We start from the raw sequence: 23,562 nt of genomic DNA on the forward strand, positions 1-23,562 counted from the left end.
ACACCCGCTATGAGCACACGCGTTGTACCGTTATTGCGCCTCGGCGTGCTGGCCGCCAGCTTACTGATGAGTACGCCGGCGCTGTCTGCATTGTGGTCGTTAACGTACCCCCGGCCCATCACCGAGGGCGATCTGCGCGCTGAGTACCCGGTGGCGCTGCTGACTCTGGCACTTGAAAAAACCGGGGTTAAATATCAGCTGATGCCTTCAGAGCGGATCTTGTTGCAGGGAAAAGCGTTACGCCGGCTGCGCGAAAACCGTGAAGTCAACGTGGTGTGGAGTATGACCGATAAGCAGCGGGAAAAAGATTTGCTGCCCATTCGCATCCCCATTGCCAAAGGCCTGATTGGCTGGCGAGTCTTTTTAACCACTCCCAACCAGCGCAGCAAATTTGCCAATATCACGCGCCAGGAACAGCTGCAGGCGTTAACGCCGGTGCAGGGGGAAGAGTGGCCGGATACCAAAATATTGCAGGCTAACGGCTTTAATGTGTTTACGGTGCCTGACTATGAGGAAGCCTTTGGTGTGCTGCAACGCGGTCAGGCGCAATTTTTTCCGCGTTCGGTAATGGAAGTGCTCAACGAACTGCAACATGAAAATACCCCCAACGATATTGTGTTGGAGCGCCGGCTGGGTGTGCATTACCCAAGTGCGATGTATTTTTTTGTCAATCGCGGCAATCCGACGCTGGCCCGGTTAATTCAAACCGGGCTGGAGATGGCGATTGCCGATGGCTCGTTTGATGCGTTGTTTGAGTCTACCTATCAGGAAACATTTGAGGCGTTGAAACTCGACCAGCGCACTATCTTCAAACTTAAAAATCCGTCGCTACCTGAGTTTACCCCGCTGGACAATGAGGCATTATGGTATACCCCGGCTGGCCAGCAGCGCGATTAACCCTGACTACCATCTTCAAATAGCACCAGCTGGCACGTATCCGGCAGGCATAAAAAAACCAGCAACCTTGGTTGCTGGTTTTTGTTATTAAGCCAATGAATTAGCGTTTCAGGCTAAGCTTGCGGCGTAAGCCGACTAATCCCAGTGACAGCAGGCCTAGTACACCGATAGAACCGCCACCGCCAGAGTCGCCACCGCCAGAGTCGCCACCGCCGGAGCCGCCGCTAGTGCCACCGCCGGAACTGCCGCCAGTGCCACCACCTGAGCCGCCAGAACCACCGGAACCGCCGCCAGAACCACCCGAGCCGCCAGAACCATCTGAGCCACCGCCTGAGCCGCCGTCTGAACCGCCACCGCTTGTATCAGCCTGAGCTTCAACAAAGCCTAAATGCTTGTACAGTTTGGCGTCACCAAAAGTGACTTTAACAATTGCGGATTCGGCATCTGTATCGTCAAACATATCTGCCGGAGCGGATACGGTCACCGTGGTTTCACCGTTGGCAGTGCTGACACTAAAGTCAGGATCCCAGCTGCTAAATGCACTGGTTTCAGAGGTCACCGTGATATCCTGCTCGGCGATCTCGTCAGTGATGGTCACCGCGGCGGTAGCGCCTTCGCTGCCCACTTTACCCACCAGCGTACCAGCGTGGGCGCGGGGGATCGCGTTGAACATACCACGCATATCCAGACTTAGTGAGTAAGCCTCATTGGTACCTTGCACATTGATAAACATGCGTATCATTTGCGGCAGGATTTCACTGTTTTCCAGCGCTGCAATCCAGTTCAGGGCTTTGCGATAATCCGGGTCAACCGTAAACACCATCTGGCGATCATTGCCGCTACCGGTGACTTCCATCGATAAGAAATTTTTCACATCGGTGGCATCGTCATACGGCAGGTCAGTAAAGGCCGCACCGTTTAATTTAGTGAGGTATAAATCAATCTGATCGTTACTGGTATTTTCATCTTCCACATAGATATCGACGGTGGTAGTTTCGCCCGGTACGGTCGAGACATTCAGGTTATCAACATGAAAACCTACATCACCACGGTATTCCTGCATTACGCGGATTACAGGCAGCGTATTTCCATCCAGTTCTAACCAGTTGACCACGATAAAACAGGCACTTGAGTTTGGATCTATCGGGGCGCTATTGGCTGTAGCAGATAACTGCAAAGCACTATTTTGACTAAACGAATACGCCGCCAAATCAGAGCGATACAGGTTACAATTATAGTCAGAGCCAAATAATGACTGGCTGACCGCACCCGGTAATGGGGTCCAGCTTAGGGTCAAATCGCTGCCAGATTTATCCAGCATCGAATCACTCTTGTAGTTTTCACCATTCATGGACAGCGCGGCGGTTTTACGCAAAAATTCGGCATTATCGGCAGCATCGTTGCCGCCATCCACGCCGATGGTAACCCCGTCCACGGTCTCGGTAGGATCCGAGAAAAAGGCCACACGCTGTGCATCCGCATCATTGTTAGATGCCATGATGGTGGCGATATTGCCCGGGTCTAAAAATGCATAAGGCAAAGCGCCGGGCACAGTTTCATCCAGCGAACTGCGTTCGTGGTTGATGCCCAGGTTATGACCAAATGCATGGGCCAGCTTATCGTTACTGAACGGCAGATAGCGTACATGCGATTCTTTTAAGAAGCGCAGATTTTGATCGGCGTTTTCAAAATCGTCGTTGATGAACACTCGGGTGTTGGCGCGACTATCAAAGTTTTGCACAAAGTCACTTAAGTGCATGGTGCTGACAAAGTCCACCTCACCAGAACCCACCTCGGCTTTGGCCATTACATCGTTTGCCGCCCAAAAGCCACCTTCATCATCGGCAATCAGATAATAGTTCTCTACTTCTACCGGGCCGCTGTCGACGCCGGCTTCATCCAGAGCATTGTTAAAAATTGCCAGGTCCTGTTCAAGGATGGATTCTGGTGACACATCATCGCTGGTTTGGGTGGCTGCTTCTTCAGCCGCGACATAAGATGCCGCAGAGATAAAGAACGCCGCTCCGGCAGAGCTGGGTATGCTGTTAGCACTGGCCTGCACTGACTGGCTTTGTTGGGCCTCTGTGGGGCGCAGCTGATGCCAGGCTGGCGCGGCTTCCAGCGGTTTGGGCGCCGGTACGCCTGGCTCAATGCCCGGCTTATTCATTTTATACTGGGTCAGCGTGGCACCTTCAGCGCTTAATGACAGCGTTTTTTGCACGCCATTATCCACCAGTACTCCGGAAATCTTGCCGCCTTGCTGGCGCAGAATCAGACGGTTCTGGTTGCTGGATGACACATAATAATAGGTGGTGCTGAAGGGGGTTTGCTTGACCGTGTCAAAGCGGTAAGCGATATCCTGTAAAATGATGTCCGTATTGTACTGTAAGGCCTCAGTCACATCCGTGAGATTGGTTGACAGTACAGATTCACTTTTTGCTGAAAACTCAGGCTGAGCGAGAACAGTGCCGCTATGCGAACATGCCATCGCCACTGCCAGTGCGAGCGTTGCTTGTTTAAGCCTCATAATCCTTTCCTTTAATGCTAATGCATGACATTAACAGATTTTTATAGTCATGTTGCTGTTTATATCAGCACTAAATTAGAAAAGATCACACCTTGGATCACCATTTTGTATGAGTGCATACAAAAAACATTTTAGCGATAGATTGGTTAGACTTTAACGTAATAACCAGCCAGGTTGTGAGATAAAAAAAGCAGGCCGAAGCCTGCTTTTTTGTATTATGAGCCGGAATGGATACCAGCCATGGACCGGCCTGAGGGGTCAGCATTCTGTTTAAAGCTTTCGTCCCATTCCAGTGCCTCAGCAGTACTACAGGCAATGGACTTTCCACCGGGCACACACTTAGCGGCACTTTCCTGCGGAAAATAGCTTTCAAACACCGTGCGGTAAAAATAGCCTTCTTTGGTATCCGGGGTATTCACCGGGAAGCGGAACTGGGCAGTGGCCAGTTGCTGATCCGACACCGCTTCGGCCACATAGTCCCGCACCGAGTCGATCCACGAATAACCCACACCGTCGCCAAACTGTTCTTTCTGGCGCCACAACACTTCTTCTGGCAATGTTTTGCCATCGTCAAACGCCTTACGCAGGATCCACTTTTCCATGCGCCCGTCGAGACACATTTTGTCCTGCGGGTTCAAGCGCATGGCCACATCCACAAAGTTTTTGTCCAAAAAGGGCACTCGGGCTTCTACGCCCCAGGCACTGGTGGCTTTGTTGGCGCGGGCACAGTCAAACATGTGCAGGCGTTCCAGTTTGCGCACGGTTTCTTCATGAAAAGCGCGGGCATCTGGGGCTTTATGAAAATACAGATAGCCACCGAAGATCTCATCCGAACCCTCGCCCGAAAGAACCATCTTGATGCCCATGGCTTTGATTTTGCGGGTCATCAGGTACATCGGCGTGGCTGCCCGGATGGTGGTGACATCATAGGTTTCCAGCTTGTAAATCACATCGCGAATAGCATCCAGGCCTTCCTGGATGGTGAAGTTCACTTCGTGATGCACAGTGCCAATCTGTTCGGCCACCTTTCGAGCTGCCAGCAGATCAGGCGCACCTTCTAGGCCGACTGCAAAACTGTGCAGGCGCGGCCACCAGGCATCGGAGCGGTCTTCATCTTCCACCCGCTTGGCCACATACTGGGCTGCTACCGCCGACACTAACGAAGAATCCAGCCCACCGGACAACAACACTGCGTAGGGCACATCTGACATCAGGTGCGACTTCACTGCCTTTTCAAAAGCGTTTTTTAAATCATCCAGGTTTGTGGTGTTGTCCTTAACATTGTCATAGTCCATCCAGTCACGCTGATAATACCGGGTGACTTCGCCGTCTTTACTCCACAAATAGTGGCCCGGGGGGAATTCGCTGATGGTTTTACAAATCGGTGCGAGAGCTTTCATCTCTGAGGCCACAAAAAAGTTGCCGTGTTCATCATAGCCGGTGTACAGCGGGATGATGCCCATATGGTCACGGGCAATCAGGTAAGCATCCTGTTCACTGTCGTACAGCACAAAGGCAAACATGCCCTGGAGCTGGTCGATAAAACTGGCGCCATGCTGTTTAAACAGCGGTAAAATCACTTCACAGTCTGAGCGCGTTTTAAACGCATAAGGCTGCGCCAATCCGGCAGCCAGCTGTTTGTGATTATAGATTTCCCCGTTGACCGCTAGAACCTGCTTGTCGTCGCTGCTGATCAGCGGTTGGGCCCCGGTGTCCACATCTACGATGGCCAGGCGCTCATGACACAGGATGGTATTATCATTATTCCAAATCCCAGACCAGTCGGGGCCACGATGGCGAAGTAATTTGGTCAGCTCTAAAGCTTGCGTTCTGAGTGTTGCCACATCAGTTTTTACGTCCAGGATTCCGAAAATACCACACATAGTACGGGTTCTCTCTTTTACATAGGTTAAAAGGTGGGTGGTTTCTGTCGGGTACAATGCACAGAATAACGTTGCTGTTCTTAGTATTGTGTACAAACGTCTTTACAGAATGTGCCAGCCTGAGTGAAAAATGCAAGTAGAAACTCAGGCAAAAATACGTTAAGGCCCTCTGGCCGACCCGACAGCAGGCCTGTAGCACGCTGAGGCGCCCTACAAGCATAGCCAAACCAGGCGCGCTGTGCTGCGTTGCAGACATAAAAAAACCACCCGGATGGGTGGTTTTTGAAGCAATAGAACAATCTGTTAGTCGTTGTTTTGGCGCTGGAACTCGCTTTGTTCGCTCCACTGCGGCCAGTTTTCTGCATTGGCCACATTTACACCGACATCAAACAGCATCTGAGTATCCTGCGCGATGCCGGATAAATCCCAGTCATCACGGTATTCATCACACACCTGATGGTAACAACCGGTCACAATCACATTCATGCGTTTGCGGTACTTGGCCGTTTGCTCATCGGCCGGTTCGCTACCGCCTTCTGCATACAGAGCTGGCACACCCTGTTTGGCAAAGCTGAAATGATCCGAACGGTAATAGTAGCCGGCTTCCGGTTTATCTTCCTGGGTCAGGGTCCGGTTCTGGCGCTCGGCAGCCTTGGCCAGATAATCTTCCAGCTCAGATTTGCCTTTACCCACCACTGCTACATCTTTGGTTTTACCCAGTACATTCATGGCATCCATATTGATATTGGCCACGGTTTGCTCGATGGGGATCACCGGATTACTGGCGTAAAATTTTGAGCCAAGCAAGCCTTGTTCTTCGGCAGTGACAATCAAAAAGCTCACCGAACGATCCGGTCGCGGTGACAACTGGCCGAACGCTTCCGCCATCACCAGACTGGCTGCGGTGCCAGTGGCATTGTCATGGGCCCCATTGTAAATCTGGTCGCCTTCCAGGGAGGTATCCATGCCCAGATGATCCCAATGCGCGGTGTAAATCACATGCTCATCAGGGTATTTCGCCCCCGGCAAGGTCGCAATCACATTGTGGCTGGTGGATGTTTTAAAGCTATTTTTCACCGTGACTGAGGCCGCGATATCCATCGGTTGATGATGCGGGCCCTGCATGGCTTTGGCTTTTTGCTCGGCAAAATCCAATCCGGCATCGGCAAATACTTCTTTGGCCGCATCCAGAGTTAGCCAGCCTTCTACCGCGATGCGGCTGGCACCGCCATCTTTACTGACCAAACCGTATTGTGGGCCACTCCAGCTGTTAGCCACCACCGACCACGGATAGGAGGCCGGAGCAGTTTCATGCACGATGATGGCTGCGGCTGCGCCCTGGCGGCTGGCTTCTTCATATTTGTAGCTCCAGCGACCATAATAAGTCATGGTTTTGCCCTGAAACTTGTCGCCGTCCGGATTTTCAAAGCCTGGATCGTTGATTAGCATCACCACAGTTTTGCCTTCAACATCCACGCCTTCGTAATCATTCCAGCCATATTCTGGGGCATTCACGCCATAGCCGACAAATACCAGTTCGGAATTTTCCAGGCTGACTGAGTCCTGCTCGCGCTTGGACGATGCCACCATGTCGGTTTTGTAGGCAAAGGTGTTATCACCAATTTGCATCTGCATTTGCGGGTCAGCGGTGATTTCCATTAAAGCCACTTCCTGCAAAAAGCTGTCGCCATTGCCTGGCTCGAAGCCGGCGGCTTTAAACTGGCTGGTCAAAAAGTCCAGAGTTTTGCGTTCACCCTCGGTGGTAGGCAGGCGGCCTTCAAATTCATCCGACGATAAGGTTTTCAGCGGGCCCTGAAAATCTTCAGCGGTGATGTTGCTGTATACCGCATCAAAGTTTGACGGGCCATTTTCAGGTGCACTGGTGGAAGACTGCTCCGACTGCGGAGCCTCTGAGCAGGCCACGGTGCCAAGCAGCGCCGGGATTAACACGGGCAAAAGAATTTTTTTCATTGTTGGTCTCTGTTTGCTCTACAATGTGAGCCAGTATAGAGAAACTCCTTAAGCGAACCAACACTGTTTTATGATTTGTACCGCGACATCCTGGCCTCTTAACGATAATGCCGGCAGCGTCTCACCGCTGGTCACCCGTTTGCTTCACCAGCTTCACTTGTCCGCTCATCCCCAATTTCCGGCTGCTGCACAGCTCAATCATTGTGCCCATGCCTATCATGATAAGGTCTGGCCGGGCCCGCAGTTTATTGACCAACAACAGTTGGCGGCAGATGAAGCGCGCTATTATGAAACCATTATCGCTGAAGATAATAAGATCCCAACCCGGGAGCACAGCTGGCATGATTTGTTTAATGCGGCAATCTGGATCCAGTTTCCGCGCACTAAAATGTTGCTTAATCAGTTGCATGTGCACGATATTCAGCGCCATGGTGCTCATCCTCGTACCCGGCGGCGGCATCATCTGACCCACTTTGACGAGTGCGGGGTGGTGCTGGCCATCCCGACCAGCCAATTGGCCCAAGGCAATGAGGTATTGCAGGCTCTGGCCCGGCATGACTGGCAGCAGGCGTTGGTGTTACAGCGCGACAACTGGGAGAAGGTCATATTCGCCCGGCTGTTTGGCCATGCCAATTACGAAATGTTACTCAATCCCTTCATTGGCCTGACTGGCAAATGGCTGGCTGTGGAGGTACCAGATGATTTTGGAACAGCCGCGCCAGCGCAACAAAATCGCTGGCTGGATGCGGCCATGGTGCTGCGGGTTGACCAGCTGGATGGGTTGCAGGCCAGCGGTTTATTACCGCCATTACCGTTATTAGGCGTGCCGAACTGGCATGCTGGGCAAACCCCGGCATTTTATGCCAACACTGATTATTTTAGGCCGCGGCGGCCAGACCGGCCACTCACCGGCCAGTTGCCGTTAGCTTAATAGCAGGATCAACGACCAGATACCAAAAATCAGCGCATAAGGTGCAATGGCAATGACCGCGGCTTTTTTGGTGGAAAAGCTGGTCCACTGCGTGATACCTACAATGACCAGGTAGATGGTCCAAACAGTGATCAGCGATGCAGTGGAGGCGATAGTGGCCCAGGGTGAGGTGATTTCAATATTGAACCAGTAGGCCAGAGACAGCGGCTGCAGCACATTTTGCGAAATCTGATGGGTATCAGCCAGGCCAATAAAAATCAGCGCGACCACCGCAGATAACAAAGAAGGCATGGTCACCCACCAGGTAAATCCGTACCAGTCGGTATAGCTTTGCATATTTTTTTCATCTGATTTGGTGGTCAGGTGCAAATATAAGGCAATCAAAGCCTGAACCAGCGGCAGTGCGATCAAGGGGCCAATAAAAGCCATTATTTCGTATGTGCTACGAGCGTGCATCTGGCGAAACTGCTCTTGTTCAGCCGGGCTGACGTCGCCCATCGCCTGGATCTGCAAATTCACCAGCCAGTCAAAATCCACCGTGGAATAATACAGATAGGCGGGCAACATCGCGGCCAGCATGGTGAGCACAAACGGCACCCATGACCAGTTGTTGGTGTTCGCCAGGGTGTAAAACACCCGGTTGGGACGGATAAAAATGTCGTTACAAGCCTGAATAGGGTTACTGACAGGTTGCATCTTATGCTCCTTATAAATGAGATCACTGCCGTTAAACCATCAGCATACCGTGTTTGCACACAAAATAATGGGTTCAGAAACATCTTGAAGCATTTTTTTTACCTCGCTGACAAAAAAACCATTACAGTAGGCAAACGCACGCCCAATCATAACCACGGAGTAGAACGATGATTAAAATCAGCCACCTGGCAAAGAAGTTTGCGGTGGAAAACCCCAAAAAGCTGAGTGAGCAAGAGCGCCAGGATCCGCGCTTGAAGGGCAAGTATTTTCATTCGGTACAGGATGTGTCGCTGACCTGTCATCAAGGCGAGGTGCTCGGTTTGCTGGGCCCTAACGGCGCTGGCAAAACCACCACATTGCGGATGCTGTCCACGGCCTTGAAGCCTGACAGCGGGGACATTGTGATCAACAACCAAAGTGTGGTTGCCACCCCCATTGTGGCGCGCAAGTCTATCGGCTTTTTGTCGGGCGGTACCGGCCTCTACGGGCGCCTGACCGGACGTGAGAATATCGAATATTTTGGCCAGCTGCATGGCATGAAAAAAGCCGCTATCAAGCAGCGGGTAGACGAGCTGGCCGACATGCTGGACCTGCACACCTTTTTAGACCGTAAGTGCGACAACTATTCCACCGGCATGAAACAAAAAACCGCCATTGCCCGGGCTGTGGTGCACAGCCCATCGCTGGTGGTGCTGGATGAGCCGACCACCGGGCTGGACATTATGGCTGCCCAAACTGTGCTGAATTTTATCCGCGGTCTGAAAGAGCAGGGGATCCCGGTGATCTTCTCTACCCATCATCTGGACGAAGTGGCTGAATTGTGCGACCGGGTTACTGTGATCAATCATGGCCGTACTGAATTTGATGACACCACAGCGGTATTTAAAGCAAAAGCGCCGGCCTCCTTGCATCAGGCGTTTATGGCAACACTTTCCAGGGAACAATAATCATGTGGCAGGTATTTTTAAAAGAACTCAAAGAAATTGTGCGCGATAAAAAAACCATGTTTTTTATGATTGCGTTACCCCTGCTGCTGTTTCCTGTGATCATCGGCGGCGTGGTATATTTTTCCAGTAAAGCCGCGGATGATGCGCAAAGCAAAGTACTGCGCTATGCGCTGGTCAACAGCCAGGATGCGCCGGCGCTGCAGCAGGCTATTGATGAAGCCGAAGGCTTTGAGCCGGTGACCATGCCGGACGGTGTTGATATCCGTCAGTGGGTGAAAGCCGATAACGTGGACTTTGTGCTGGAGATCCCGGATGGCTTTAGTACCGATCCGCTGACTACCAGTAGCAATAGGCTGCAGCTGTATTATAACGGTGCTGGCTTTAATGCCATTCAGTCCCGGCTAAATAAGCTGGTGGCACCCATTGCCGATGCCTCCCAGCGCAGTGCGTTTGCACAGCTGTCGGTCAATCAGCAGCAACAGCAGGCACTGGTTGAGCCCATGGTGCTGGAAGAGGTTAATGTGGCTGATCAGCGCGAAAACATCGGTGAGATTGTCGGTGGCATGGTGGCCTATGTGGTGTTTATTTTGTGTTTGCAGGGAGCCATGATCCCGGCAGCGGATTTAGGCGCCGGCGAAAAAGAACGCGGCACGCTGGAAACCCTGCTGATTTCGCCCATTGAGCGTAACAAAATTGTACTGGGCAAATTTTTTACTATTGCACTGGCTGGGGTCACCACCGCACTTATCACCGTGCTAAGTATGGCAGTGTGGGGGATCCTGGCTGGTCAGGGCATGGCCATCGAAGCCATCAGTAACTTCTTAGGCGCCATATCGGTGCTTGACCTGCTGCTGGTCTTTTTGATGCTGGTCCCGGTGGTCGCCATCTTTGCCGCCTTACTATTAAGCCTGTCAATTTACGCCAAAACGTTTAAAGAAGCACAGAGCTATATGGGGCCGCTGGTGATGTTTGTGATCATCCCGGTGGTATTGGCGACTTTGCCCGGTATTGAACTGGAAGGGGTATGGGCCTGGGTGCCGCTGACCAATGTAGCACTGGCCATGAAAGAGCTTATCAAAGGCACCATGGATTATTTCCAGCTGGTGGGAATTTTTGGTTCAACCGCTATCATCGCCGGCCTGTTGCTGGGCTTCTCGGTACACTGGTTCAACAAAGAAAAAGTATTGTTCCGCTAGTCATCATCAGGCAATAAAAAAGGGCGTTCAGATGAACGCCCTTTTTGTTGGCTGTCACGCCTTAAAAGTAGTACCAGTTCAACATCAGCAACACGATGGTGGAGTAGGTGATGGAGATGGGTAAGCCAAATCTGGCAAAATGGCCAAACTTATAGTTGGTGGCGTTATAGACCAGCAGGTTTGTCTGATAGCCGTAAGGCGAGATAAAACTGGCACTGGCAGCAAAGGCCACCGCCAGCGCAAACGGCATCAGCGGCGCATCAATGATTTGTACCATGCCGTAGGCAAACGGGAACATCAGCGCTGCTGCGGCATTATTAGTCACAAACTCAGTGAGCACCAGAGTGGTCAGGTACACCACAATCAACACGGTAAACCAGTCAGCATCGGCCAGATAGGGCACCAGCTCTTTGGTACTCATGGCAATCACATCGGTGTTTTCCAGGCCGGTGGCCAGGCTCAACGCTCCCACAATTACCACAATCAGGTTTAGCGGCAGATTGCGCTTAACCTCGGTATTGGAGGTGACGCTGGCGCCAATCAGCACGGCAGCAAAAAACAATAGGCCAATGGCCAGCGACAGCACTTCTGCTGCTGACAAGGCCACCACCAGCAAGAAGCCACCCACGGTTATCCATTCCTGCAGATTGCTTAAGGGGCGGGCAATTTTTTGCTCGGATAAGACAAAAAAGTTCTTCGACAAATTTTGCCGTGACTGAAAGTCAGGTCCCGCGGCGAGTAATAAAAAGTCACCAGCCTGCAGTTTGATTTCACCCAGCTTACCGGACAGCTGTTCGCCGTCGCGACGGATGGCCACCACCGCGGCATCGAACAGCGCGCGAAAGCCCAGCGCCTTTAAGCTCTGGCCTATGATCTGAGCACGATTGGCCACAATCACTTCAGTGAGATTTTCGCGCAAGATGCCATCGGCTTCGGCAAAGGTGTTAAGGCCTTTAATGTGGCTAAGGTTCTCCAGCTTTTGCACATTGCCGGAAAAAATCAGTTTGTCATTTTCCAGGATCATTAAATCCGGGGTCACCGGGGTGATGAGCTGGCCATCCCGCACAATTTCGATCAAAAACAGTTCAGGTAAATTGCGCAGATGATTTTGCTCTACGGTTTTTCCAATCAGCTCAGAACCGGCTTCTACATCGGCTTCTACAATATAAGCTCGATAATTATTTTGCTTATTGGCAATGGTGGGCAAAAATCCGGAGGTGATATACATCAACAGGCCGCAACTTAAGCCTGCCACCAGCCCGAACAGAGTAAAGTCCCAGAAAGCAAAACCCGGATGACCTTGTTCCTGTAAAAAGCTATCCACAATCAGGTTGGTGGAAGTACCGATGAGGGTCACTGTGCCGCCAAGAATTGCTGCGTACGACAATGGAATAAGCAATTTAGAAGAAGGGTGATACTGATTTTGTTTTACCGGGCCGATGAGGCTGGCCACAATTGCGGTATTGTTGAGCAGCGCCGAGGAGAAAAAGGTCAGGCCGAACAAGCGCCAGTAGGAGGCACTGAAGTTGGCGGTGACCAGTTTTCGGCCTAAGCGTTTGATCAGGGCTGTTTTATCAATGGCAGCACTGACCATCAGTAACAAGACCAGGGTGACCAAACCGCGATTGGTCATATTTTGCAGGATCTCGTTAAATGTAATTTGTTGGGTGACCAACAGCCCCAGCATAGCCAGGGCAAAAATGGTCGCAGGGCGCTGATTGGTAAAAATCAGCGCAAAAATAGTGCCGAAGAACGCCCCCAGCACTATAAGTTGATTTACGTCCATATTGTGTTGAACCTGATCTTATAATTTACTGATATCCGTCGCATTCCAGTGAGGGAAATGCTTGCGAACCAGTTCATTAAACTCAAGCTCAAATTCTGAGAACTGCGGTGAAGCATGTTGCTCGCCAGCGGCCAGTTCATCAATGATCATCCCGGCACCCACAGTGCCATTGGTCATGCGGTCAATTACGATAAACGCGCCGGTGCCCGGGTTTTTATCGTAGCTGTCGCAGGCAACCTGCTGAGTAAACTTCAGATCCACTACACCAATTTCATTCAGATTCAGGTGCGCGGCGCCTTTGTGTTCCAGCGTGTTCACATCAATCTGATACTCTACCTCGGCCACTGAACCGGAGGTTGTCTTGGTGGCAAACTTAAAGCTGTACTGCTTATTGGGCATCATTGGCTCTTCGGCCATCCACACCAGGTGCGCTTTAAACTGGGTGTTCAGCATCGGGATATTGTCAGATTTGACAATCATATCGCCGCGGGAAATATCAATCTCGTCTTCCAGCGTCAGCGTCACCGCTTGTGGTGGATACGCTTTGTCCTGCTCACCTTCAAAGGTCACAATGGATTTGACCTTGGAAGTTTTCATGGAAGGCAAGGCGGTGACCGCGTCACCCGGCTGAACCTGACCAGAGACTACCGTGCCGGCAAAGCCACGAAAATCCAGGTTTGGGCGGTTAACATACTGCACCGGGAAGCGGAAATCGTCAGCATTGACGTATTTGCCCACTTCGATATTTTCCAGCAGCTCCATCAATGGGGTGCCGGTATACCAAGGGGTGTTTTCGCTCTTGTTGACGATGTTGTCGCCATCCAGGGCTGAAATCGGGATAAAGCGGATATCCGGAAAATCCAGGTTTTCAGCAAATTTGAGGTAGTCTTCGCGGATAGCGTTGTATTTTTCTTCGCTGAAATCCACCAGGTCCATCTTGTTGATGGCCACAATCACGTGCTTAATGCCCAACAGGTTGGCCAAAAAAGAATGACGCTTGGTCTGGGTTTTCACGCCGGCACGGGCATCGACCATCAGGATGGCCAGGTCACAGGTTGAGGCACCAGTCACCATGTTGCGGGTGTACTGTTCATGCCCTGGGGTGTCAGCAATGATGAACTTACGCTTGTCAGTAGAAAAGTAGCGATAGGCCACATCGATGGTGATCCCTTGTTCACGCTCCGACTGTAAGCCGTCAACCAGCAACGCCAGGTCGACTTTTTCACCGGTGGTGCCCATTTTTTTGCTGTCTTTGGTCACCGCCGCCAGCTGATCTTCATAAATCATTTTTGAATCATGCAGCAGACGACCAATCAGGGTACTTTTGCCGTCATCTACTGAGCCGCAGGTTAAAAACCGCAGCAAATCTTTCTTTTCATGTTGTTCCAGATAAGCCAGAACGTCTTCTTTTAATAAACTGTTTTCGCTGTTCATACTATGCGCTCACAAGAAAATAGGGGTTCAACACAGACTCTTCCTGATTATATGAAAGGTCTTTTGCTTCAGAATTTAGTGGGTCGGCCGGATCCAGCACGGTCACGCGGGCACCGGCCGCAACGGCCACTGCGTGCGCGGCGCCGGTATCCCACTCAGAGGTGGGGCCTAAGCGTGGGTACAGGTGGGCTTGCCCGGTGGCCACCAGGCACAACTTCAGTGAACTGCCCATGGCCACCAGCTCGGTGTCCCCGTCTAATTGGGCCAGCAGCGCTTTGATTTCCGGGCTTTGGTGAGAGCGGCTACCCACCACCTTCCAGGTTTCACCGGCACTATGGGGGCGAGCCTGAATCGACGTAAACTCGCCATCTTTTTGCTGCCAGGCGCCCTGGCCAACGATACCGACGTACGCGGTTTGCTTGGCCGGAGCCACTACCACGCCCATCTTGGGCTTGCCGTTGTCAATCAGGGCAATATTGACCGTGAACTCACCATTTTTTTTGATAAATTCTTTGGTCCCGTCAAGTGGGTCCACCAGCCAGTATTGCTGCCAGGTTTTGCGCTCTTCCCAGCTGATATCCGCAGACTCTTCAGACAAAATCGGCAGGTCTGAAATCGCTTCCAATTCGGTGACAATCACATTATGCGCGGCCAAATCAGCTTCGGTCAGCGGGCTGGTATCCTGCTTTTCGTATACATCAAAATCCTGGTCGTAAATGGCCATGATTTTGTCGCCGGCCTGCTTGGCGATGCGCAAAATTTGCTCTGCCAGAGGATCAGGTAATGCCATTAAATCAATCCTTTTTCGGTCAGCAGTTGATACAGGCGCTCGGCAGTGTCTTCAGCTGCTTCGTCCTGATAACTCAGATGGACTTCCGGATTTACCGGTGCTTCGTAGGTCGAATCGATGCCGGTAAAATCTTTGATCTCACCATTGCGGGCTTTTTTGTACAGGCCTTTTGGATCGCGCTGTTCGCACACATCCAGTGGCACATCCACAAATACCTCAATAAATTCGCCATCATCCACCAGTTTGCGGCAAAAGTCGCGGTCGGTCTGGAAGGGGGAGATAAATGCGGTTAACACCACAGTGCCGGCGTCGACAAACAATCTGGCCACTTCGCTGATGCGCCGGATATTTTCCACCCGTTCTTTGTCAGTAAAGCCCAAATCACCACACAGGCCATGGCGGATATTGTCGCCATCCAGCAGATAGGTATGGGTGCCCTGGTCATGCAGCTTTTTTTCCAGCAGATTGGCCAGCGTCGATTTGCCTGAGCCGCTTAAACCGGTCAGCCAGATTACGCGGGGCTTTTGCTTCAACTGCTGGGCACGGGTCTTTTTATTGACCTCATGTTGATGCCAAACAATGTTGGTGGCCATGCTAGAAATATCCTTCCATTTTTTTCTTCTCCATCGACCCGGCACTGTCGTGATCGATGACCCGGCCCTGACGCTCAGATGTCTTGGTCAGCAGCATTTCCTGGATAACTTCAGGCAGGGTGTTGGCTTCAGATTCTACTGCGCCAGTTAACGGGTAGCAGCCCAGCGTTCTAAAACGCACCGACTTCATCTGCGGCTGTTCGCCTTCTTTGAGCGGCATTCTGTCATCATCCACCATGATCAGCACGCCATCGCGCTCTACGACCGGACGTGGCTTGGCCAGGTACAGCGAAGGAATGTCGATGTTCTCCAGGTAGATATATTGCCAGATATCCAGTTCAGTCCAGTTGGACATTGGGAAGACCCGGATGCTTTCGCCTTTGTTAACCTGAGAATTATAAATGTTCCACAATTCCGGACGCTGGTTTTTCGGATCCCAGCGGTGGTTGCTGTCGCGGAACGAATACACCCGCTCTTTAGCCCGCGATTTTTCTTCATCGCGGCGTGCGCCACCAAAGGCTGCATCAAACTTGTATTTATTTAGCGCCTGCTTCAGCGACTGGGTTTTCATGATGTCGGTGTGCTTGGCACTGCCGTGAGTAAACGGGCCCACGCCTTCTTTAACCCCTTCTTCATTGATGTGCACCAGCAGGTCAAAGCCGTATTTTTCGGCCTGACGATCGCGAAACTCGATCATCTCCTGAAATTTCCAGGTGGTATCAACATGCAGCAACGGGAACGGGATTTTGCCTGGCGCAAACGCTTTTCGCGCCAGATGCAGTAATACTGACGAGTCCTTTCCTACTGAGTAAAGCATGACGGGATTATCAAATTCAGCGGCTACTTCACGAAAGATATGAATGCTCTCGGCTTCAAGCTGCTTTAGATGTGTAATAGACGGAATTTCTGCTGTCATTATAAAGTCCGGTTGTAGTGATATATGAAACGATTATATGTATAGAACCCTAACATATTTAGATCAGAATGTTGTATGCTAATTCGCTATACGAAATAGTACTTTTATACCTTTTGATTGAAGCATGCCCTTGAGTATTACTATAAAAGTATGGGTATGGATTGCTCGTCATCCCAATTCTTCAAAAGAGTGCGGTAGGGCGATACCGGCGTGTACTGATTAAGTGCATATGCAACTCTTTAGCCAGTTAATTATGGGCCAAAAATAAAAAACCACCGCGCCAGGCGGTGGTTTTTTTGTAGCAAGGCAGTGACGCGCTAAGCGTGTTCTTTCATTTGCTTTTTAAATGCATCAAAGTTTTCTTCCACCCCTTCGCGCGGGTTGCCAAACTTAGACAGGATGATGATAGTCAGACACGACAGTACAAAGCCGGGGATAATTTCATACATCCATTCGGCCAGGGGTTTGCCATCGATGGTGAACGGTGAATAAATCCAAAACAGGACGGTAACTGCACCGACCACCATGCCACCGAGCGCAGCCCGGCGGGTCATATCACGCTTAAACAGGCTGAATAATACCAGTGGGCCGAACGCCGCACCAAAGCCCGCCCAGGCATTACTGACCAGGGTTAAAATGGTACTGTCGCGATCGTACGCCAGATAGATGGCGACGGCGGCAACCACCACTACAGACAACCGACCCGCAACAACCAGTTCGGTATCAGACGCATTGCGGCGTAAAAAGGCTTGATAAAAATCACTGGTCAGCGAGCTGGAGGTCACCAGCAGTTGCGAGGAAATGGTACTCATGATCGCCGCCAGAATGGCGGCTAACAGAAAGCCTCCAACCAGTGGATGGAATAAAATCTGCGACAGATAAATAAAGACCGTTTCCGGGTCAATCTCTACACCCTGTTGAGCGGTAACATAGGCCAGGCCAAATAAACCCGTGACTAAGGCGCCAATGATAGACACTGTCATCCAGGTCATGCCGATATTGCGCGCGGTGGGCACCGCAGCCACACTGCGAATAGCCATAAAACGCACGATGATGTGCGGTTGGCCAAAGTAGCCTAAGCCCCAGGCCAGTAACGAGATGATCCCCACAATGGTCAGATCTTTACGGGTGGAGGCATCGGCGAACGGGTCTAGCAGGTCAGGGTCGATACTGCGTATGGCTTCAATGGACTCGCTCCAGCCGCCCAGCTCCATTACCGTGACGATGGGCACCATCACCAGTGAGATAAACATGATACAGCCTTGCACAAAATCGGTCATGCTTACAGCCATAAAGCCGCCAATCAGGGTGTAGGCCACTACCACAGCGGTAGTCACATACAGACCGGTTTCGTAACTAAGGTTGAAGGAGGATTCAAATAATTTACCGCCGGCCACCACGCCTGACGAGGTGTACAGGGTAAAGAAGATAACGATGACCACCGAGGCAAATACGCGTAAAACCCGGCTATCATCATTGAAGCGATTTTCAAAATAATCGGGCAGCGTAATAGAGTTGTTGGCCAGTTCGGTGTAAACCCGCAGACGCGGGGCAACCAGCAGATAATTGGCCAGGGCACCGAGCACCAAACCAATGGCAATCCAGCCGGCAGACAACCCGGACACATACATGGCGCCGGGCAGGCCCATCAGCATCCAGCCACTCATATCAGACGCCCCAGCTGACAGTGCTGTGACCGCCGGGCCCATCTGACGGCCACCCAGCATATAGCCTTCGACATTAGTGTCGGTCTGACGGTAAGCAAAAATGCCAATCCCCAGCATCGCCACAAAATACAAACCAAGAGAAATTATCGTACCTGTTGCCATATCTTGTTCCTGTTTTTTTAACAGCATGCTAACAGGAACTTACGCGCGCCGCCAAGATAGGGGGCAAAATAGCCGATAACTTTTTATCAAATTCAAAGTATTAAATAAGCACGTGAGGATGCAGCGAGCCTGACTCAGGCTGAAAAACGAATACTCTGGCGTACTTTACCGGCCAGCTCGTCCAGATTGGTGCCCTTGGCACCCACCACCATTACACTGGCCTGCTGTAAGCCAAAGCTGGTGCCATCGTACTGCTGGTTACCAAACCGGGCCGGTATCTCGGCGGCCTTGTCCGGCGGCACAATAAATACCGACATCTTGCCCTGAGGCGTATCTAAAATCAGATGTAAGCTTCGGGTGGCTTGCAAATGGCAAAAATTAACCACTTTAATATTGCCAATGGCCGCGGTGAGCTGGCCACCAAAACTGGCGAGCTTAGCGTTGACCTGATTTAGGTTGACCGGTTGTGCTGAATGGGGCAGTTCTTTGGGGACATGAGTGACATGGGCCAGGGCATGATATTCCAGTTGCGATGGCGTGGCGGTGAACCACAGGGTGCCTAAAATACCCATGGTCAGGGCTACTGAGGCGGCCACTCCTATGTACCAGCGCTGCTTACGCTGACGGCGGGAAAAATCTTCAGCGGTTTGCTGCCAAATCAGTTTATGCGCCAAATCATCGGGCACAGACACCCGGGCGGCCTGTTTAAGACCATGATTCATCTGCCGCATCTGCTCAATAAATTTGCGTTTTTCAGGATCGAGTTCAGCGGCACGAACCACATCAGGATCAATGGTGTCGGGGTCGGCGTACACACGGCGCCGAAACTCTAACTCATCCATTATTGATTCCTCGTACTTCATGCTGTTTGCTCAATGTCTCTTTTAACTGATTGCGGGCACGGAATAAACGCGTCATCACGGTGTTTTTATTCAGCTCTAATTGATTAGCAATTTCCTCGCCGGTGTAGCCAAACAACAATTGCAGTATGAGCGGTTCCCGGTATTCGATGGCCAACCCTTTCAGCAGCCGTTCAAATTCACTGTCCTGCACAAAGCGTTCCGCACTGCCGTTTTCATCGGCAATGCTGTGCTCATCATAATCAACAATGTCCAGTTGTTTGCGTTCAAAGCGCCGGGCATTTTCGCGCCGCACAATCGTAATCAGCCACGACTTAGCGGCTTTTTGATCCTGCAGCGAGTCCAACGAGCGCCAGGCACGCAAAAAGGTTTCCTGCACAATATCTTCGGCTACCGAGGGATCGTTCACCAGATAATACGCATAGCGATAAATATCAGCGTGAAATGCATGCACCAGGGCTTCGTAGCGTTGTTGTTTTGCTTTCATGCCAGATAAGACCTGCCCGGGCACAGGATTCTTTCGCGACCACAACATTTTTTTGCACAGGTGGAGGGAATGATACGGTTAACTATAACGTATTGTCAGCGCCGGCGGGTGGGAATTGCGGCAATACCCATGGGAAATTGCGCCGGATGGCCGGCGCTGCGTAAGCCTATCAGTAAGCCGGGCAGGAGATACCCGGCCGACTCATCACGGTTAGTTGGCCTTGGTAGCTTCAATCCAGCGATTGATTTTTTGCTCCAGCACAGACAGTGGAACCGGGCCGTCTTTAAGGATCTCATCATGAAACCCGGGATAGCTGAACTTATCGCCCAGCTCGGTCATGGCTTTTTCGCGCAATTCCATGATTTTCAGTTTTCCAATCATGTAGGCGGTGGCCTGGCCCGGCAGCGCAATATAGCGCTCGATGGCTTTCACCGAGTCATTTTTCGGGTTGGGCGTATTGCTTACCAGATAGTCAATCGCTTCTTCACGGCTCCATTTTTGGCTGTGAATGCCGGTATCGACTACCAATCGGCAAGCACGCCAAAGCTCCATCGCCAGTCGGCCGAAGTCTGAATACGGGTCTTTATAAAAGCCCATGTCTTTGGCCAGTTCTTCACTGTATAAGCCCCAGCCTTCGGTGTAGGCGGTGGCACTTAGGAATTTTTGGAACATCGGCACACCCTCCAGTTCCTGAGCGATGGCGCGCTGCATATGGTGGCCGGGGATCCCTTCGTGATACGCCAGCGCTTCCATCTGGTAAATGGGCATATCCATCATGTCATACAGATTGGCATAATAGATCCCCGGACGGCTGCCATCCTGCGCCGGGCTTTGGTAAAACGCTTTACCGGCCGACTGTTCGCGGAAAGGTTCAACTCGCTTAACAATCATCTTGGCCTCTGGGGTCAGGCCAAAATACTCGGGCAGGGCATCCCGCATGTTGTCGATATGCACTTTTGCTTCTTTAAGATAGCGCTGGCGGCCTTCCTCAGTGCTGGGATAGTAAAACTGCTCATCGTTACGCATGAATGCAAAAAATTCCTGCAAGGTGCCGTCAAACTCAACTTCCTGCATGATGGCTTTCATCTGCTCATGAATACGCGCCACATTGTCCAGGCCGATTTGGTGAATTTCATCGGCGCTTAAGTCGGTAGTGGTGTAGTGTGCCAGGCGGTTTTTATACCATTTGTCGCCATCGGGCAGGCGCCACACCCCGTCACCTTCGGGGGTATTTTCACGCTGAGCTTTAAATTCAGCAATCAGCGACTGGTATGCCGGCTCCACTGAGGTCAGCAAGGCGGCCTTGGCCTCGCCCAGCATGCGTTGTTTTTCACTGTCATCAATGTCCAGCTCACTGATTTTTTTATTGATATCTTCCCAGATGGTGGACATGGTGTCGGTATTATCAAACGGCGCGCCGGTGATCACATTTTCGGCAGCCTGAATCATTTGATCATAGGACCAGGCCGGCGGATATACACCGGCTTCAGCCCGCAGTTTCATCTGATCGATGACCTGGCCAAAATACTTTTCTACCTTGTCCAGGCGGCTGATATACGCCTGGGCATCCGATGGCTCAGACACCCGGTGGATATTGATCAAAAAGCTGGGGATCATGGTGTGCGGGCCACGGAACTGATTGACCACGTAAGTATGATGCCGGTACTCATCATTTTTCAGATTCAGGTTCAACTGATAGCGATACAACTCAATGCTCAGTTTTTCCTGCTCAGACAATTTTTCCGGGTCAAAGCCATCCAGCTCTTCCAAACGGTTTTTGTAGCGGGCCATCTCATCGTCCCGAGCTTCTTCCGAGATATCGTCCCACTTGTCGTAATCCCATTTGTAGCCCAGGTAGCTTTGGGAGGTTGGCGAGCGTTTCAGATCTTCTTCAAAGGTACGCTCAAAAAATGCTTCTAAGCGCTGCGATTCGTTTTGAGTTTGGGCCTGGCTTTGCTCGGTCTCGGCCGGGCTGGTTTCGTTAGTTTGTTGGGCCGGTGAGCAGGCCAGTAGGGTAGAGACAGCCAGCGCCAGCGCGCCCAACTTAAATGGTGATTGCATATGGTTCCCTTTGTTATCTTTGTTGTTATGACCGGCTTAGCACTGGCGAGTACAAGCCAGGCAGGGCCGATTTTGAATGTTGTTGTTGCCATTGCTGCCGAGCCTGACGCACAGCATCACGCAGTGCAGCACGGTGCCATTCAGTATGCCCATGGCCATAGACCGATGCCAACATCTGATCGACGAATGGCTGGATCGGCGCAGTTAATAACCAGTTGGCCGGCCGGCTCACCGCTGCGGCGGGCGCGCCAATACTGTGCAGCCAGGCCGCCAGCGCAGCTTGCACCTGCCCCGGGGACCCTTGCATGATAGCCTGCTCCAGTGCCTTAAAGCGCGCCGCCTCATTGGACGAAGCGGCCGGTTTTTTTGCTGCTGCCCCTGGCTTGCGGCGCTGCAAAGTCAGCACGGCGATCAAGCCAATCAGGGTCACCAACCAGGCTGCTGCCAACGCCCACACCCACCACCAGGGCGCTCCTGCGCTGGCCGCGCCGATTGCCGGTGCAGAGACGGGCGGTGTTACCGGGTTGGCAGCTGGCGGATTTGCCACCAGCGGCGCGGTGTTGTTAGCGGACGTCGAGCCGGAAGCGGCCCCAGAATTTGGGGCGGGTTCTACGGTGATGGAGCGCGGCGGTATCCGCGCCAGTTCGGTCTGCCCGGTAGTAACGTTGTACCAGGGGACGGTCACTTCCGGCAAAATGGTTTTGCCGGCCTGGGTGGGGATCACCGCCACCGATTCGACCCGCTGCGCGATAAGCGCATCGCCCTGATCTACGGTTGCGGTGCGGGTCTGGTCCGGATAAGTTTTAAAATGCGGCGGGTAGGATTGGGCCAGTTCGGGCAACATTTCTTCAACCACACCGCTGGCGGTCAGGGTCAGGGTGCGGGTCACCGGTTCTCCCACTACAAAGCGGGTTTGTTCCGGCCATTCCTCGTGTAGCTCCACCTTTTCGCTGGGCAGCCAGGTGTAATCCACATCATCTGGTTTGGGTTTTACATTGATAACAATATCCGGGCCCAGCCGGTTGATGGTCTGGGTACGGTTGAAAAAGCCAAATCGGGTGTTGGTGTTGGGGGCCTGAACTTCTCCGGTGAACACCGGGCCTCGGATAGTAAATTCGCCCGAACGCTGAGGCACAATGGCAAACTTGCGGGTAATCACCTGGTAGCGGCGCCCCTGCACAATGGTCATCTCGCGTACGTCTTCACCTAGCTGACGCACCTGGGCATTTTTCATCTCCGGCGGCTGTAGATTGCCACGCTCAATATCGGTGGACAGATACAACTTCAATGTATAGTGCAGCTGCTGATTGAGATATACCTCGTCGTTATTGACCTCGGTGGTCAGGTAATAGTCCCTGGCGGGCTGGGTGTCAGCATTGGCATCGGGCACTGCCAGCGCTTCAATAGTAATCGGCTGGGTTTGTTGGCCTTCAATATCCAGCGCCGGAATGGTGAAAGTGCCTTCGCTGCGCGGAAATAAAATGGTGGTCCAGGTGGTGCTCTGGCTGCGGGTGCCATTGACGATGCTGGTGCGGTTGCTGGTGGACGTACGTCCCACCACAAAATCTTCTAGCAACACAGTGCTGTCAAAAGCATCCCGCGCGGGGTCGCCATAGGCGGTCACCGACAACTCAATCGCTTCATCGACCATAATAGTGGTTTTATTCACCGAAGCCTCTACCCGGCTGACCTGTGCCTGAGCCAGCGCGCTTAAGCACCACATCAGCAAGATGCTCACCACACGTTTCATTATCATGT

General features: G+C 51.9%; 18 protein-coding genes. 4 read left to right on the forward strand and 14 right to left on the reverse strand.

Going from position 1 to position 23,562, the window contains the following annotated elements:
• Positions 1-9: 9 nt before the first annotated feature.
• On the forward strand, positions 10-897 hold the full coding sequence (locus ACTUJZ_RS08310) for an amino acid ABC transporter substrate-binding protein (protein WP_463635825.1): 888 nt from the start codon (positions 10-12) through the stop codon (positions 895-897).
• Between the two features lie 100 nt (positions 898-997).
• Here the strand turns inward: ACTUJZ_RS08310 and ACTUJZ_RS08315 are convergent, their stop codons facing one another.
• From ACTUJZ_RS08315 to ACTUJZ_RS08325, 3 genes are all read right to left on the reverse strand, one after another.
• On the reverse strand, positions 998-3,424 hold the full coding sequence (locus ACTUJZ_RS08315) for a hypothetical protein (RefSeq protein WP_463635826.1): 2,427 nt from the start codon (positions 3,422-3,424) through the stop codon (positions 998-1,000).
• Positions 3,425-3,639: 215 nt separating this feature from the next.
• Complete coding sequence (gene asnB, locus ACTUJZ_RS08320; protein ID WP_463635827.1) at positions 3,640-5,307, reverse strand: asparagine synthase B; 1,668 nt, start codon at positions 5,305-5,307, stop codon at positions 3,640-3,642.
• Positions 5,308-5,610: 303 nt separating this feature from the next.
• Positions 5,611-7,278 carry a M28 family metallopeptidase gene (locus tag ACTUJZ_RS08325; RefSeq protein ID WP_463635828.1) on the reverse strand — a complete coding sequence of 556 codons (1,668 nt, stop codon included), beginning with the start codon at positions 7,276-7,278 and terminating at the stop codon, positions 5,611-5,613.
• Between the two features lie 157 nt (positions 7,279-7,435).
• Here ACTUJZ_RS08325 and ACTUJZ_RS08330 point away from each other — a divergent pair, with 157 nt between their 5' ends.
• Entirely contained in the window at positions 7,436-8,209 is a 774-nt protein-coding gene (locus ACTUJZ_RS08330; RefSeq protein WP_463635829.1) for a DUF3025 domain-containing protein, read from the forward strand.
• On the opposite strand, the gene ACTUJZ_RS08335 is transcribed toward ACTUJZ_RS08330, so the two are convergent.
• Positions 8,201-8,905 (reverse strand): Yip1 family protein, encoded by a 705-nt coding sequence (locus ACTUJZ_RS08335; RefSeq protein ID WP_463635830.1) that lies wholly within the window; start codon positions 8,903-8,905, stop codon positions 8,201-8,203. The two genes, ACTUJZ_RS08330 and ACTUJZ_RS08335, sit on opposite strands and share 9 nt — an antisense overlap.
• A 167-nt stretch (positions 8,906-9,072) precedes the next feature.
• On the opposite strand from ACTUJZ_RS08335, the gene ACTUJZ_RS08340 reads away from it, so the two are divergent.
• On the forward strand, positions 9,073-9,852 hold the full coding sequence (locus ACTUJZ_RS08340) for an ABC transporter ATP-binding protein (RefSeq protein ID WP_463635831.1): 780 nt from the start codon (positions 9,073-9,075) through the stop codon (positions 9,850-9,852).
• Between the two features lie 2 nt (positions 9,853-9,854).
• Complete coding sequence (locus ACTUJZ_RS08345; protein ID WP_463635832.1) at positions 9,855-11,048, forward strand: ABC transporter permease; 1,194 nt, start codon at positions 9,855-9,857, stop codon at positions 11,046-11,048.
• A gap of 61 nt (positions 11,049-11,109) precedes the next feature.
• Here ACTUJZ_RS08345 and ACTUJZ_RS08350 read toward each other — a convergent pair whose 3' ends face one another.
• From ACTUJZ_RS08350 to ACTUJZ_RS08395, 10 genes are all read right to left on the reverse strand, one after another.
• A complete protein-coding gene (locus ACTUJZ_RS08350) occupies positions 11,110-12,834 on the reverse strand; it encodes an SLC13 family permease (protein WP_463635833.1) in 1,725 nt (574 codons plus the stop codon).
• Between the two features lie 18 nt (positions 12,835-12,852).
• On the reverse strand, positions 12,853-14,268 hold the full coding sequence (gene cysN / locus ACTUJZ_RS08355; RefSeq protein WP_463635834.1) for a sulfate adenylyltransferase subunit CysN: 1,416 nt from the start codon (positions 14,266-14,268) through the stop codon (positions 12,853-12,855).
• Position 14,269: 1 nt separating this feature from the next.
• Positions 14,270-15,058 (reverse strand): 3'(2'),5'-bisphosphate nucleotidase CysQ, encoded by a 789-nt coding sequence (gene cysQ, locus ACTUJZ_RS08360; RefSeq protein ID WP_463635835.1) that lies wholly within the window; start codon positions 15,056-15,058, stop codon positions 14,270-14,272.
• Positions 15,058-15,651: an adenylyl-sulfate kinase gene (gene cysC, locus ACTUJZ_RS08365; RefSeq protein ID WP_463635836.1), complete on the reverse strand. Its 594-nt coding sequence runs from the start codon at positions 15,649-15,651 to the stop codon at positions 15,058-15,060. Before cysC ends, cysQ begins: the two co-directional genes overlap by 1 nt.
• Before the next feature lies 1 nt (position 15,652).
• Complete coding sequence (gene cysD / locus ACTUJZ_RS08370; protein ID WP_463635837.1) at positions 15,653-16,567, reverse strand: sulfate adenylyltransferase subunit CysD; 915 nt, start codon at positions 16,565-16,567, stop codon at positions 15,653-15,655.
• A gap of 317 nt (positions 16,568-16,884) precedes the next feature.
• The gene (gene putP / locus ACTUJZ_RS08375) at positions 16,885-18,396 is read right to left on the reverse strand and encodes a sodium/proline symporter PutP (RefSeq protein WP_463635838.1); all 1,512 of its coding nucleotides are present in this window, start codon (positions 18,394-18,396) and stop codon (positions 16,885-16,887) included.
• A 134-nt stretch (positions 18,397-18,530) separates the two neighbouring features.
• The gene (locus tag ACTUJZ_RS08380; RefSeq protein WP_463635839.1) at positions 18,531-19,238 is read right to left on the reverse strand and encodes a DUF3379 family protein; all 708 of its coding nucleotides are present in this window, start codon (positions 19,236-19,238) and stop codon (positions 18,531-18,533) included.
• A complete protein-coding gene (locus tag ACTUJZ_RS08385) occupies positions 19,231-19,743 on the reverse strand; it encodes a sigma-70 family RNA polymerase sigma factor (RefSeq protein WP_463635840.1) in 513 nt (170 codons plus the stop codon). The genes ACTUJZ_RS08380 and ACTUJZ_RS08385 overlap by 8 nt, the downstream gene beginning before the upstream one ends.
• Before the next feature lie 210 nt (positions 19,744-19,953).
• Entirely contained in the window at positions 19,954-21,804 is a 1,851-nt protein-coding gene (locus ACTUJZ_RS08390) for a DUF885 domain-containing protein (protein ID WP_463635841.1), read from the reverse strand.
• Between the two features lie 25 nt (positions 21,805-21,829).
• Positions 21,830-23,560 carry a BatD family protein gene (locus ACTUJZ_RS08395; protein WP_463635842.1) on the reverse strand — a complete coding sequence of 577 codons (1,731 nt, stop codon included), beginning with the start codon at positions 23,558-23,560 and terminating at the stop codon, positions 21,830-21,832.
• Positions 23,561-23,562: the final 2 nt, after the last annotated feature.

It is taken from the genome of Alteromonas sp. WD8-37, from assembly GCF_055326825.1.